The sequence below is a fragment of the Nocardia otitidiscaviarum NBRC 14405 genome, from assembly GCF_000308635.1.
GTDB lineage: Bacteria > Actinomycetota > Actinomycetes > Mycobacteriales > Mycobacteriaceae > Nocardia > Nocardia otitidiscaviarum.
The window spans coordinates 41,768-54,007 of record NZ_BAGD01000113.1 but is presented as its reverse complement, the minus strand read 5'-3'; the positions used below and the strand labels follow the sequence as shown (position 1 = coordinate 54,007).

Genomic DNA, 12,240 nt, shown 5'->3' with positions numbered 1-12,240 from the left:
GCTCACGGAACGCCTCCCGGTGCACCGACCTACGCTCGAGGAGCCCGTCATGCCCACTTTCCAGACCCCGAACCCGATCACCGTCGCCGCCGAGGTGCTGTCTGCCTCGGTCACCGTGATCGCCTCCGACCGCACCGACACCGCGGTCGAGGTGCGCCCGGCCGACCCGGCCAAGAAGGGTGACGTGCGCGCCGCCGCGCACACCACCGTCGACCTCTCCGGCGACACCCTGACCGTGCGCGCCCCGAAGGACTGGCGCACCTACACCCCGTTCGGCGGCAACCCCACCATCGAGGTGACCATCGAGGTCCCCACCGGCTCCCGCCTGTCGGCCACCGCCGCCGTCGGCCACATCCTGACCACCGGCGAACTCGGCGACTGCGACCTCGACATCTCCGCCGGGGACATCGTCCTGGACCATATCCGCGGCTCCGTGACCGCCAAGGCCGCCCAGGGCGATATCCGCATCGGCGTGGCGAGCCACGGCGTGCTGCGGCTGGAAACCGCCATGGGCGAACTGGAGGTCGGCGTCCACCCGAGCAGCACCGTGCGCCTGGAAACCACCGCGCCGGTCGGCACGGTCCGCAACCTCATGGACCCGGTCGGCGACGCGCGAAGCGCTGAAGTCGTTCAGGTCTACGCGCGAAACACCTACGGCAACATCATCGTTCGCCACGCCACCGCCGCGTGAATTCGACGGCCTCCCGGTGACCGGATGGTGAGTGCGCGCATTGTCGCGCGCCGCGCTGATCGTTCGGTCCGCGCGGCCGGGATGCCGATCAGGATCCGAAGGAGCCCGTGCTCGGCTTGCCGGGACCCGGGTCGGGATCGGTCGGCTGGTCGGCCACGGTGACCACCTTGGTGGTCGACGATCCGGCGACGCCGCTGCGGCCGGAGAAGGTCGCGCCGATGGTGTAGTCGCCCGGCGCGCCCGGGGTCCACACGATCGAGGCTTTGCCGGTCGCGGCGACGGGGATGTCACCGAGAACCTGGTCGCCCGCCTTGAATTGGATGGTGCCGCCCGCGGCCGCGGGCGACACGCTCGCCTCCAGGGTCACGGCCTTGCCGACCTGCGCGCCGGTCACATCGGTGAGCACCGTGCTCGACACGGCATCGCCGGACACCGTGATGGCCGGACCCTTGCCCTGGTAGATGCCCTCGCCGAGGGAGCCGCCGTAGTGCATGGAGGTCGGCAGCGGGGTGTCGCGGGCGCAGTTGACGCCCACCGTGTACTGCACCTCGAAGGTCTGCGACTTCGGCTGGATATTCGGGTACACCGGGTATTTGGTGATCCCGAACTCGGCACGAACCCAATCCGAGGACGAGGTGTCGAGCTGGACCTGGTCACCGCCCATGCGTGCCGAGCCCGGCACCGGGGTCAGGCAGGCGGGGTGCAGATCCTTGATCGAGTAGATGTACTCCACCGGGATCCCGGTCCGCTCGAATTTCGTTGTGACGGTGACGATGTCACCGACGACCGGATTGGTGTCCGACACCGTCCGGGTGAACTTGCTGTTCCCGTCGGTCCAGGTGATCGTCCCCGGATCGGCCGCCGCCGTCCCCGGCATCGCCGCCACCGCGAAACCGGCCGCCACCGCGGCCGCGGCCACCGATCCGGCCACCCGCTGCATTCTGCTGTCCACCATCGTCACTCCCACGCCCCCGGGTGCCCCTCGACATCGTTATCGAGGCGCTGACGCACCCGAGTTGGCGAGCATTAGATCACGGGCGGGCCACTGGTGGAACAGGTTCTGAAATATGAGCAATTCAGATGTGGTGACAGTGCGGCGCAAGGCATTTCATGGAAAGGTAGGTTGATGTGATCAACAGACGACTCTCCCGTATCGGGTTCCTCGCCGCCACCGCGACCATGGCGCTGGCACCCGTCGCCGCCGCGCCCGCGCACGCCGACACCCCTTTCAATGCCCCCGAGGTGAGCTTCAACGGCGCGGGTGCCGGCGCGGTGTCGGCCACCCTGCGCAACCCCAACGATCGCGGCGCCTGCTGGGCGGAGGCGTCGATCGGCGATCAGCGCGTCTTCTTCGGCGACAGTGATCCCCTGGACGGATACGAGGAGCCCGCCCGCAACGACACCCTCGCCAAGGTCGGCCAGACGCTCACCGTGACGCTGTCGGGTCTCGAACCGGGATCCACGATCCAGGTGCGGGGCGGTTGTGTGAACAAGTGGGAGGAACAGTTCACCGACTTCGTCGCGATCACCGTCCCCACCACTGGAACACCGCCCGCCACCGGCAGTTTCGGCTTCTAGGACGGGTGACGGCCGACGGCAGGAGGTTCATGTCGTCGGCCGACGATCGGGCGAAGCGAATCGGTTGCCCGTTCAGCCCGAGTGGGCGGTGCATTCGGTGTGCAGCACCGTGGGGAACGGATCGCCGCCCGCACTCATCGAAACGAGGTCCGGAGGACCGAAGGCGGCCATGGCGGCACCCTCGGCGTCGCCCCTGGTGAAGCCCGCCCCGCCCAGCAGCACGCCATTGCGGATCGCGATGGACCCGCACCCATTGGCGAACCGCGCCCGCACGGTGCAGTTCTCCGAAACGCACTTCGACAGCACCTGGCCGTCGGAGTCCGCCCAACTCGGGTAGTTGAGTGCCCAGATGATGTGGACCTGGTCCCCGAGGATCTCCGAGGCCATCGATCCGTAGAAACGCCCGTCGGAACCGGGCTGTGCCGCCGCGATCCCCGGACAGGCCGTGGCGACGACGGCCAACGCGCACATACCGAATACCTTGTGCAACAGGCTCATCAGCGTCTTCTCCCGCGATGGGATCCGTCCCGCCACCGTGTGGTCCGTGCGATCCGGATCCGGGTCGACAGTGCCGATTCGTCGAACTCTCGCGATCGCCGCGCTCCTGAGTTGCCGCGACCGCCGCAACCAAGATCAGTTCACCGATCGCGAACTCTACGCCGTGCCCGATCCGCTGTCTCGAGATTCAGACCAAACGGTTTGGGTGAACCGCATGGGCGGGCCCGCGGACATGGGAAAGCCTGGCCGGCGCGTCCCATGTTTCGGTCGTGTACCGGCCGGAGCCGCGTCTCCCACGGTCGCCTCCTTCCTGCACCGTGAGTCGAACTCGCCGCGATAAGTCGGTATTCGACCGGTGCGACAGCCGTACTCCACTCGCTGGACCCTGCCGCCGGTTAAGCGGGCCAGGTGAATTCGGGGTCGGTGAGGTAATCCTGACGGCGGGCGTCGAGGGCCATGGTGACCATCTGATGGGCGGTGGGGCCGATGACCTTGCGCAGCGGCGGGTTTGGGTCGTCGACGAGTGCCAGCAGGGCGGTCGCGGCGACTTCGGGTGCGGCATCGGCCCATTCGTCCTCGGCGGCGGGTGTGGTGTCGGTCGCGGGCGGCTCGGCGGCGGGCGGTGCGGTGGTGGGGTCGGGGTAGTCGGGCATGCCGAGGATGGCTTCGCGGATCGCCGCATAGGCGGGAATGCCGGTGGCGAACTTCATGCTCGATGTGGCCCAGTCGGTGTCGAAGCCGCCCAGCTGGGCGAGCGTGACCTTGATGCCGAACGGGCGTAGCTCGTCGGCGAGCGAGGCACTGAACCCCTCGAGTGCCCATTTGCTGGCGTTGTACATGCTGAACAGCGGCAGCGAGCCGACCGCGCCGACGGTCGAGATCTGCACGATGTGGCCGGAGCCCTGGGCGCGCAGGTGCGGCAGCGCGGCCTGCGAGACCCAGAGTGCGCCGTAGAAGTTGGTGTCGATCTGGTCGCGGATCTGGGCTTCGGTGAGTTCCTCGAGCGCGCCGACGAGCCCATAGCCCGCGTTGTTGACGATGACGTCGACGCGGCCGGTGACGGAGAAGGCCTTGGCCACCGTGGTGCGGACGCGGTCGTGGTCGCGGACGTCGAGGGGCAGCACGGTGAGCCGCTCGGTGGCCAGGTCGGCCATGGCGTGCGGGTCGCGGGCGGTCGCGACGACGGTGTCACCGGCGGCGAGCGCGGCCACGGTGAACGCGCGGCCGAGACCGCGGTTGGCTCCGGTGATGAACCAGGTTCTGGACAACGCAAATCCCTTTCGTCTGGCACTCGCGCCTCGAAGGCGTAGTCGGCGGAGTTGGAACGAGACGTTGCGTCTCGCTGATGCGTGCAACTCTGCGCCATGTCGACCGACTTGTCAAGACGAGACGTATCGTCTTGTTTAGATCTCGGCGTAACGCCGGCGCTGCCCTCGGGGCTCGCTCAGTCGGAGAGCGCTCGAGCCCGACGCAGCACAGCGCGCAACGGTTCGACGAACTGTTGCGGCTGCTGGGCGAAGCCGGTGTGATCACCGGGGAACAGCGTCGGTTCCACACCAAGCGCCGCGGCCAGCGCGCGTGTGGTGCGGTCGCAGAGTTGCCCGGCCGAGTCCTCACCGATGCCGGCCACGATCGAGACGCCCGACCGGCGCAGCGCGTCGATATCGGGCCGGTATCGGGTGGTCGCCCGCAGTTCGTGGGCGAACCACCGGCGTTCGTCGGCGAGCGCGCGCGGATCGCGCTCACCGCCGAACATCATCTCCAGTACCCCGGCGGGGAGATGAATGTTGGCTTGCGCCATGAATTTCCCCCAGGCGCCGAGCACATCGCCGCGCAGGTAGGTGGCGATCATCTCCTCGGTGCCCGCGTGCAGATCCTCGGCATCCTCGAGAAGCTCCACCACCGGGGGCTCATGTGCGATCACCATGTGCACCTGATCGGGCCGCGACCGAGCGAGCTCGAGCGCGGTGACCGCACCGCCGCTGGACCCGAACACCGCGGCGGGTCCGGCATCGAGATGAGCCAGCAGTCCGGACAGGTCCGCGGCGCGCAGTTTCGGGGTGGTGTCCTGTTCGCGATCATCGAGCACACTGCGGTTGCTGCCGCGTGGATCGGCGGTGAGCACCGTGTAGTCCGCGGCGAGCAGATCCGCCAGCGGTGCGAAAGCGTCGGCGTCCATGGGTGCGCCGATGAGCGCTACCAGCGGACCCTGCCCGCGCACCTCGTAGTGGAGGGTCGCGTCGGCGACACGGAGGGTGCGAGCGGAAGCGGAGGAGGCTGTCGGATTCCGGGTCATCGGGGGTGCTCCTGACCATCGAACGATAAGTTAACTGAACGGTACAGTAAGGAAGAACTGTACTCAATAGTTAATTTGTGGTTTAGACTGGTCCCGTGGCCCGAGCGAGCAGCACCCCGGCACCGACCGGCAAACGCGCCGAACGCAGTCGGCAGGCGATCCTGGCCGCGGCCCGGGAACTGTTCATCCACTCCGGGTTCGACACCGGTATGGACACCATCGCCGCTGCGGCGGGCGTGTCGAAAGTGACTGTCTACAACCATTTCCCGAGCAAGGAAGAACTGTTCACCGAAGTCGTCGGCGAGGCCATGGCCCAGGCGCGGGCGAGCCTGGCGGAGGTACGCGCCGAACTCACCGTCACGATGGACCCGCGCGAGGCGCTCCTGCGCGCGGCCCGCAGCCTGATCGACTCCGCCACCGACCCCTCCCGATTGGCCCTGCGGAATCTGGTCACCGGCGAACTCCGCCGCTTCCCCGACCTCGGCCCGGCCTACCAGCAGCGCGGCCCCGCGCTGTCGGCCGCCGCGACCGCCGAACTGCTCGGCGACCTCCGCGACCGCGGGCTACTGGATATCCCCGATATGGAAATCGCGGTCACCCAGTTCTTCGCGCTCACCATCTACCCGCACCTGATCGTCGGGTCTCTCGGCTCCAGCATCCCGCCCGATGCGGCGGACAAGCTCCTGACCGAGGGCGTGGAAACCTTCCTCAGCCGCTTCCGAGGCTGAGGGACGCGCGGGATTCACGTCACCCGTGGCCAAACGGGCTACCGGAGCCCTCGGCACCAACCATGCCGATCGTGCTCGGCGCAGGCCGGTGGCTGGACGACAGGTGGCGCACACACACTGCGTGCCCACGCGGCGATGTCTGCCCGAACGAGGTCGCATACGCGCCACCGTGTTCGCCGATGCTCGATGCCCGTGCGCACAGCTGGACGCCAGTCCATTTGCCATTTGAGTGCCAGAGGGGGTGTACTTGTGGCTATAATTTGCCATCGATATGTGGCGATAGGAGTTGATCGTGGACGTCGGAATTCGAGAACTGCGCGACAGCCTCAGCCGTCACCTGGCCGAGGTTCGCTCCGGCCGTACCGTCACGATTACCGATCACGGGCGGCCGATTGCCCGCATCGTTCCCGTCGAGCAGCCGACCAGACTCGAACAGTTGCGCGCCGAAGGACGCATACGACCGGCACGCGAGAAGAAGCAGCCGGCTCCAACGCCTGTTCAGGGAAAGGGCGTCGTCAGCGACTTGATAGATGAGCAGCGCCGATGATCGGATACCTGGACACGTCGGCGTTCGTGCCGCTGTTGGTCGAGGAACCGAGCAGTCGAGCCTGTCGCCGATTCTGGGATGATGCCGACGCTGTTGTGTCGAGCAGGATGCTCTACGTCGAAACTGCAGCCGCACTCGCGCAAGCTCACCGCATGGCGCGTCTCGACGACGCCGGGTATGCGTCGTCTCGACGACTGCTCGATCAGCTCTGGCCGCAGATCGAGGTATCCGAGGTAGATGAGCCTTTGATCCTCCGCGCAGCGGAGCTGACAGACTCGCTGGCCTTGCGCGGCTACGACGCGGTCCATTGCGCATCAGCCGAACAGTTGGAGGACACGGATCTCGTCGCCGCGTCGGGCGACAAGCGACTCCTCGAAACGTGGAGAGCATTGGGAGTGGCGACCTTCGATACGAATGCGCCAGAATCCGCGGCCTGAGAGCAGCGTGGGTTTCCTTGGCCGCCGATCGAAGGTCAGCTGCTGAGGATACATCGTGATCCGTGGTCGGGACCGCACCCACTCGGTAGTACTACGTATCTGATGTATTACGTAGGAAGAGGAGGGGGACGAGGTCGAGGTGATCGAGGTTGGCAACACACTGCGAATCGTGCGTCGGGAGGGAGCGCGACGGCGGGGAAGCGTCTCACCGGGCATATGCGCGGGCGTGCAACCACGTCGATGAGTACGGACGGGCGTCTCGACGTCGCGGCGAGGAAAAGAGAAGCCCGCTACCGGGTTTCTACATCGGCGCACATGCCGCGGTAGCGGGTTATCGCCTGCTGATGCGTGACGCGGGGTTGCGGAACCCGATAGGGCAGCTGTCACGCGATCGGGCGGTTCGGGTATCCGCTCGAGTAGCCCGACGAACGGCACCAAGAAGGAAAAATCGACCCCTTCTGCCCGCCGGAATCGTCTCCCGCCGCGGTAGACCGTCATGCTGGGCACCGCACCCTATCGACCACGACGGACACCTCATGGGTGGTCACAGTCCCGATGTTTCGCAGTCGGAACTTGCGCTTGCCGACCAGTCGGCGACCGTACGCTCGCGTGCTCACGAGCCGCTTTCACGCCGCGTCAACTCGGCACCGATCAGCTCTCGGGCGGCGTCGCCGTGGATGGCTTGCTCCGCCAGTCCGTTGAACACCTTCTCGTAGAGGGCGATCTCTCGGGGCTGGGTGATGGCGGACTCGGCGGTGATGGTCTCCACCAGAACCTTGCGGCGGTCGTACAGCACGAAATCGGTGGTGCGTCGAAAGAAGGGGCTGGTGGCCGGGACGATGCCGAAAACCAATCGGGGGAGATCCATCAAGGCGAGTACATGTTGCAGCTGCTCGGCCATTACGTCATTGGTGCCGACCGTCGTCTTGAGTGCTTGCTCACCGATCAGGAAGTAGAAGCGATGCCGCCCTTCGTGGAGGACATGTTGCCGTTTCATGCGCGCGGCGACGGCGGCGTCCAGGTCGCGGCTGGTGTTCAGGAAGGCCATCCCGGCGGCCATAAGCGCACGCGCGTAGTCCGGGGTCTGCATCAGGCCATGGAAGACCTGGGGGTCGAAACCACGCAGGAGTTCGGCGCGGTCCTCCATGCCGCTGATCTGGCGTTGATGGCTGGAGTAGCCGTGGCCGACGATTCGCCGCCACTCCATCCATGCGGCGGAGATATTGCGCAGCGTTGCCAGCAGATCCGGGTATTCGTTCTCGGTTCCGGTGATGCGGCACCAGATTGCGAGGTCTTCCTCGGACGGCGATTGCGTGCCGTGCTCGATACGCGAGACCTTCGCCGGATGCCAGCCTGCCTGTTCTGCCAGCTGGTAACCGCGTAGACGCGCCGCCACCCGGATGCCCCGCAATCGGGCTCCCAGGTCGCGGCGCGCTTCACCCGCATTGGTCACCGGGCATACTCGGTGTGCCGAACTGCCTTGGCCCACAGCTCGTCTCGGCGTTGGGCATAGTGTGCTGTGACCACTGGGTCTGTTGTCGCGGCCCAGCCCGGCTCGGCGGTGCCGTCGTGGTTGAAGACGGTGTAGGCAGCCATGTCGTCGTCGAACAACCACCAATCGTCATCGGGAAGATCGGCTGGCGCGTTCTGGCGCGGTAGCCACCGGATATCTTCTCCCACTTCGATATTGGCGGCAGTGGTGCCCACCGAGAATCGCGTGTAGTCCCCATGGGGCTCGGTGATCACCCGGACCCGTTGCACCGCACAGCCCGCGCCGGTGACATCCCGTATGAGAGCGTGCCACCGCGCGCTCGCGGTCGGGTCTTGGGGCTGGCCTTCCAGGAACCGCCGCACGCGGTCCGCTTCCCCGGCCACTCCGCTGTAATCGTCGCGGACCTCGAGATGGAAGGCCCGGCGGTGGGTGCGGAAGGCGCGCGCCAGATCATCGAACGTTAGGTGCAGCATCACGCCTCCGCTCCGTGCCCATGGGCACCTCGACCGCTGTCTCGTGACCGGGCAGCTGAATCTGTTTCAGGGCTTCCGGATCGGTGACGGGCTCTCCCGTCAGCATGAAGGTGCCATGTCCGGTGTCTCGCAGCAGCGCGCCGAGGCAGGTCCCCGGTTTCAGGTGGCGGATCAGGCGGTGGGGTATCTCGATGGTGTCGGCCCGGTCGGTACGCCACCCCTGTGTGACGTACGAGCCTCGGTCGCTCAGGAACAGGGTGGGTGACTGCCCGTCGGTGCTGTCGCCGCCGAGTCTTTCGAGCTTCATGGTTCCTCCCGTGGTGTGGGCGTGCCGATGAGGGCACGTATCCATCATCAGGCGGCTGACCTGGGGGCACAGCGAAGTTCGCCGCAATATTGCGCAATTTTCTGTTGGGCGTGGAATACGCACGCATAGCGTGTGTTTCAGCCCCGCCGCCGGGTGGACGCCGTGCCCTCATCGATCCTCGGCGGTGGGCGCGTACCAACGACACCGGACCGAAGGTGACAGGGCCATGGACCAGGTGATAGGGACCGGACGATATCTCCAGCACAGCGACGGCACCTGGTCGATGGTCGGCTTGGACGGGTGGCTCGTCGATGTGGGAGACCTCCACGCCGAGGTCGTGGCCGCGATAGCCGCTGTGACCATGCCGGTGATCGACGTAGATCCGATCTCTGTGCAGGACAACGAGATGCGATGAACTGGGTCATTATCGGGTGGGTGGTGGTGATTGGCCTGCCGTTGAGTGTGCTAGCTGTGGCTGTGTTCTGGCCCGATCGGTGAAGGCTACGGGTGTACGCCGGGGGCGTGCTTCACCAGCGCGGCACCCGCACCTGCGAATTGCGCGGAGCCGCAGCCCACCGAAAACGCCTACCTCGAAACCGTGGTGAAGGATGCCGCCCTTCCGGCCGACGTGCTGGTCGTCGCGGGCCGAGTCACGCCGATGAAGGACATCAACCCCGACGCCAAAGGCGTCGCGTTCGACCTCTGCCCCCCGGAATCACCTCGGCCGATCAGCTCCGCCCCATCGCAAATCCGCTGGCAAAGACATTGAAGGGGGTCGGGATCGCCCGCAACGTGTACTTCGTGCGGGTAGAGAACTCCACCCTGGCAGACGGCAAGCCGGTGACACTCGGCAAGCTCAAAGACCCCGACGTCAACACGAACCCGCAGGACGGCAGCCCATCACCGGAAGCCGAATTGGCGCGGTGGCAGGTACTTGCCGGACAGACCCGAAAGCTGAATTCACCCCCGGATCACACGAATGATCCGGGGGTGAATTGAGTTTTGGGTCAGGCGATATTCGACCACGGCTAGTCGTCGTCAGGGTCTCCGGGCGGAAGAGCGGGGGGCTCGCCCTTCACGGCTCCACCAAGACGGGCAAGGATCGCCACGTGGCTGTCCTCAAGTTCGTCATGTCGATGGTGAAAGACCTCATCGGGGACAAAGGGCCGCACGACCTCGAATTCCCGGCCACCAACGGTGAGCCGATGCGGCTGCGGAACGTCCGCCGCGACTGGTGGAACCGCGCGGAGAAGTAGTCAGAATGAAGTCAGAACCCTCCGCGCGGCGCACTGAGCCCGGAGGAAAAACGCTGTGACCAGCACCGATGACGTGCCCTCGGCAGGATTCGAACCTGCGACACCCGCTTTAGGAGAGCGGTGCTCTATCCCCTGAGCTACGAGGGCCTGGGTCGCGGCGCGGGGCGCCGCCTACCTGGACGCCGGGGAGTCTACCGGGTCACCGGGGTGAGGACAGCATGCACGGGGGTGGGGGTGTTCGTACAGGGGTTTTCGGGGTGGTCAGGGGGTCTGGGCGGTGGGGCGATGGAGGAGGGCGGTGGCTATGCCGGAGACGGTGCGGTCGGGGTCTCGGGTGAGGTGGTGGAGGGTGGGGGTCGCCAGGGGGGTGGGGAGTTCGGCGAGGGATTGGGTGAGGCGGATTCGGGCGGCGGGATCTGTTGGGTGGGCGGTGAATTCGTTGGTGAGGGCGGTGAGGATGGGGGTGGACCAGGCGGGGTCGTGGGCGAGGGCGCCGAGGATTTCGGCGGCGTCGATGTCGTTGGGGCCGGTGGCCACGGTGTGGACGAGGATGGGGATGGACTGGGTGATGCCGCGGGCGCCCGCGGCCAGGGCGGCGTGGCGGCGGATGTCGGGGTCGGGGTCCGTGAGGGCCTCGGTGAGGGCGGCGGTCGACTCGTCGCCGGGCAGTTCGGCCAGTGCCAGCACCGCGCGCAGACGGATGGCGGCGTCTTCCGAGCGCAGGCCGCGAGCCAGCTGCGAGACGCCGTCACCGCCCGCGCGGGCGAGCGCCCAGCGCAGCGCGCCCGCGACATTGGGGTCGGATTCGGTCAGGATCGCGTCGGCCAGCAGGTCGGCGGGCATGGCGGCGTCCTCGGCGGGGGCGAGGACGGCCTGTTGGCGGCGGGCGGCATCGGGGGAGCGCAGGGCGTGCAGGAGTTCGACGATGCGCAGCACGTCCTGCCAGTCGTCGGGGTTGGCGGCGTCGACAGTGCGGAGGCGGTCCAGCAGTTCGCGTTCGCGGGCCAGCCGGTCCTCGGTTTTCCGGATGAGGTCGCCGACCAGGGTGGCAGGGCTGAACTCGGGGTCGTCGAGCGCGCGCCCGATCTCGCGCAGCGACAGTCCCAGCGAGCGCAGCCCTTCCACCAGGAAGAGGCGGCGGATGTCGGCGGCCGCGTACTCGCGGTAGCCGCCCAGGGTGCGGCCCGTCGGCCGGACCAGGCCGAGCGAGTCGTAGTGCCGGAGCATGCGGGCGCTCACGCCGAGCCGCCGTGCCACCTCACCGATCAGCACGCATTCGCCTCCTTCCGATCCGGTCCGAGCGCGACGATCCGGCGCGCCTCGTCGATGGCGAGTTCGAAGCCGGCGTCCGGGTCGTGCAGCAGCCGCTGCGTGGCGCGGGCGTGCGCCAGGACAGCCGCATTCCGGCTCGCGGCCGCCGTGTCCAGTACCGGTTCGATCACCTCGCCCAATGTGACCAGGGCACGGCTCAGGCTGAGCTGTAGTTCCCGATCACCGCGACCGAGCAACGCACCCAGTTCCGTCGCCAGGCTCGCCCGCTCGGCCTCGGGTACCAGAATGACAGCGGCCCGCCAGGCACTGCGCGCGACCTCGTCGTCGGGGTCGCGGAGCAACCGGGTGGTGATGTCGGGCCACACCGCGCGGTCCCCGATCTTGGACAGCGTGTGCAGCGCCTGACTGCGGGCCTGCGCGGCTTCCGCCCGCAACTCGGTGCGCAAGCGCGGGACGGTGAGCTCCGGCGGATAGCGGGTCAGCGCCCAGGTGAGCATGTCGCGCACGAAGAAGTCCGGCTCGATCGCGCACCGGGCGACGAGTGCGTCGACGGCGTCCGGCTCGCGCCGGGTGCCGATCGCCAGTGCCGCCGCGAGCCGGGTGGACGAGTTCTCGGCGGCCAGCCCGGCGAGTAGTCCCTCTCGTGTGTTCATGCCGCCACTGAA

Annotated in this window: 18 protein-coding genes and 1 tRNA gene; 9 read left to right on the top strand and 10 right to left on the bottom strand. The window is 67.4% G+C overall.

Annotated elements, in window-relative coordinates:
* Positions 1-49 precede the first annotated feature (49 nt).
* The gene (locus tag ON31_RS25890; protein WP_039817359.1) at positions 50-691 is read left to right on the top strand and encodes a DUF4097 family beta strand repeat-containing protein; all 642 of its coding nucleotides are present in this window, start codon (positions 50-52) and stop codon (positions 689-691) included.
* Between the two features lie 88 nt (positions 692-779).
* On the opposite strand, the gene ON31_RS25885 is transcribed toward ON31_RS25890, so the two are convergent.
* Positions 780-1,646, bottom strand: a complete 867-nt coding sequence (locus ON31_RS25885) for an Ig-like domain-containing protein (protein WP_051037755.1) — start codon at positions 1,644-1,646, stop codon at positions 780-782.
* Between the two features lie 173 nt (positions 1,647-1,819).
* On the opposite strand from ON31_RS25885, the gene ON31_RS25880 reads away from it, so the two are divergent.
* On the top strand, positions 1,820-2,269 hold the full coding sequence (locus tag ON31_RS25880; RefSeq protein ID WP_039817358.1) for a hypothetical protein: 450 nt from the start codon (positions 1,820-1,822) through the stop codon (positions 2,267-2,269).
* A gap of 72 nt (positions 2,270-2,341) precedes the next feature.
* Here the strand turns inward: ON31_RS25880 and ON31_RS25875 are convergent, their stop codons facing one another.
* From ON31_RS25875 to ON31_RS25865, 3 genes are all read right to left on the bottom strand, one after another.
* On the bottom strand, positions 2,342-2,767 hold the full coding sequence (locus ON31_RS25875; protein ID WP_039817357.1) for a DUF4189 domain-containing protein: 426 nt from the start codon (positions 2,765-2,767) through the stop codon (positions 2,342-2,344).
* Between the two features lie 395 nt (positions 2,768-3,162).
* A complete protein-coding gene (locus ON31_RS25870; RefSeq protein WP_039817356.1) occupies positions 3,163-4,035 on the bottom strand; it encodes an SDR family NAD(P)-dependent oxidoreductase in 873 nt (290 codons plus the stop codon).
* Positions 4,036-4,211: 176 nt separating this feature from the next.
* Positions 4,212-5,063, bottom strand: coding sequence for an alpha/beta fold hydrolase (locus tag ON31_RS25865; protein ID WP_039817355.1), 852 nt, complete (start codon positions 5,061-5,063; stop codon positions 4,212-4,214).
* A gap of 95 nt (positions 5,064-5,158) precedes the next feature.
* On the opposite strand from ON31_RS25865, the gene ON31_RS25860 reads away from it, so the two are divergent.
* From ON31_RS25860 to ON31_RS25855, 3 genes are all read left to right on the top strand, one after another.
* Positions 5,159-5,791: a TetR/AcrR family transcriptional regulator gene (locus tag ON31_RS25860; protein WP_039817354.1), complete on the top strand. Its 633-nt coding sequence runs from the start codon at positions 5,159-5,161 to the stop codon at positions 5,789-5,791.
* A gap of 292 nt (positions 5,792-6,083) precedes the next feature.
* On the top strand, positions 6,084-6,338 hold the full coding sequence (locus ON31_RS35865) for a type II toxin-antitoxin system Phd/YefM family antitoxin (protein WP_081592740.1): 255 nt from the start codon (positions 6,084-6,086) through the stop codon (positions 6,336-6,338).
* Complete coding sequence (locus ON31_RS25855) at positions 6,335-6,775, top strand: type II toxin-antitoxin system VapC family toxin (protein WP_039817353.1); 441 nt, start codon at positions 6,335-6,337, stop codon at positions 6,773-6,775. The genes ON31_RS35865 and ON31_RS25855 overlap by 4 nt, the downstream gene beginning before the upstream one ends.
* A gap of 613 nt (positions 6,776-7,388) precedes the next feature.
* On the opposite strand, the gene ON31_RS25850 is transcribed toward ON31_RS25855, so the two are convergent.
* From ON31_RS25850 to ON31_RS25840, 3 genes are read right to left on the bottom strand one after another with little or no spacing between them, the layout of a single operon-like run.
* Positions 7,389-8,228, bottom strand: a complete 840-nt coding sequence (locus tag ON31_RS25850) for a helix-turn-helix domain-containing protein (protein WP_039817352.1) — start codon at positions 8,226-8,228, stop codon at positions 7,389-7,391.
* Positions 8,225-8,740 carry a DUF6879 family protein gene (locus tag ON31_RS25845; protein ID WP_039817351.1) on the bottom strand — a complete coding sequence of 172 codons (516 nt, stop codon included), beginning with the start codon at positions 8,738-8,740 and terminating at the stop codon, positions 8,225-8,227. The genes ON31_RS25850 and ON31_RS25845 overlap by 4 nt, the downstream gene beginning before the upstream one ends.
* Positions 8,718-9,047, bottom strand: a complete 330-nt coding sequence (locus tag ON31_RS25840) for a hypothetical protein (RefSeq protein ID WP_039817350.1) — start codon at positions 9,045-9,047, stop codon at positions 8,718-8,720. Before ON31_RS25840 ends, ON31_RS25845 begins: the two co-directional genes overlap by 23 nt.
* Before the next feature lie 226 nt (positions 9,048-9,273).
* Between ON31_RS25840 and ON31_RS25835 the strand changes: the two genes are divergently transcribed.
* From ON31_RS25835 to ON31_RS36940, 4 genes are all read left to right on the top strand, one after another.
* Positions 9,274-9,462, top strand: coding sequence for a hypothetical protein (locus ON31_RS25835; protein WP_039817349.1), 189 nt, complete (start codon positions 9,274-9,276; stop codon positions 9,460-9,462).
* Between the two features lie 183 nt (positions 9,463-9,645).
* A complete protein-coding gene (locus tag ON31_RS36945) occupies positions 9,646-9,816 on the top strand; it encodes a hypothetical protein (protein ID WP_157533781.1) in 171 nt (56 codons plus the stop codon).
* A gap of 23 nt (positions 9,817-9,839) precedes the next feature.
* The gene (locus ON31_RS25830; RefSeq protein WP_147287037.1) at positions 9,840-10,046 is read left to right on the top strand and encodes a hypothetical protein; all 207 of its coding nucleotides are present in this window, start codon (positions 9,840-9,842) and stop codon (positions 10,044-10,046) included.
* A gap of 110 nt (positions 10,047-10,156) precedes the next feature.
* A complete protein-coding gene (locus ON31_RS36940; protein WP_157533779.1) occupies positions 10,157-10,303 on the top strand; it encodes a hypothetical protein in 147 nt (48 codons plus the stop codon).
* Positions 10,304-10,377: 74 nt separating this feature from the next.
* On the opposite strand, the gene ON31_RS25825 is transcribed toward ON31_RS36940, so the two are convergent.
* The 3 genes from ON31_RS25825 to ON31_RS25815 all read right to left on the bottom strand — a co-directional run bounded on the left by ON31_RS25825 (position 10,378) and on the right by ON31_RS25815 (position 12,228).
* Positions 10,378-10,450: transfer RNA gene (locus ON31_RS25825), tRNA-Arg, on the bottom strand.
* A 114-nt stretch (positions 10,451-10,564) separates the two neighbouring features.
* The gene (locus ON31_RS25820) at positions 10,565-11,575 is read right to left on the bottom strand and encodes a HEAT repeat domain-containing protein (RefSeq protein ID WP_039817347.1); all 1,011 of its coding nucleotides are present in this window, start codon (positions 11,573-11,575) and stop codon (positions 10,565-10,567) included.
* Positions 11,569-12,228: a HEAT repeat domain-containing protein gene (locus ON31_RS25815; protein WP_051037754.1), complete on the bottom strand. Its 660-nt coding sequence runs from the start codon at positions 12,226-12,228 to the stop codon at positions 11,569-11,571. The genes ON31_RS25820 and ON31_RS25815 overlap by 7 nt, the downstream gene beginning before the upstream one ends.
* Positions 12,229-12,240: the final 12 nt, after the last annotated feature.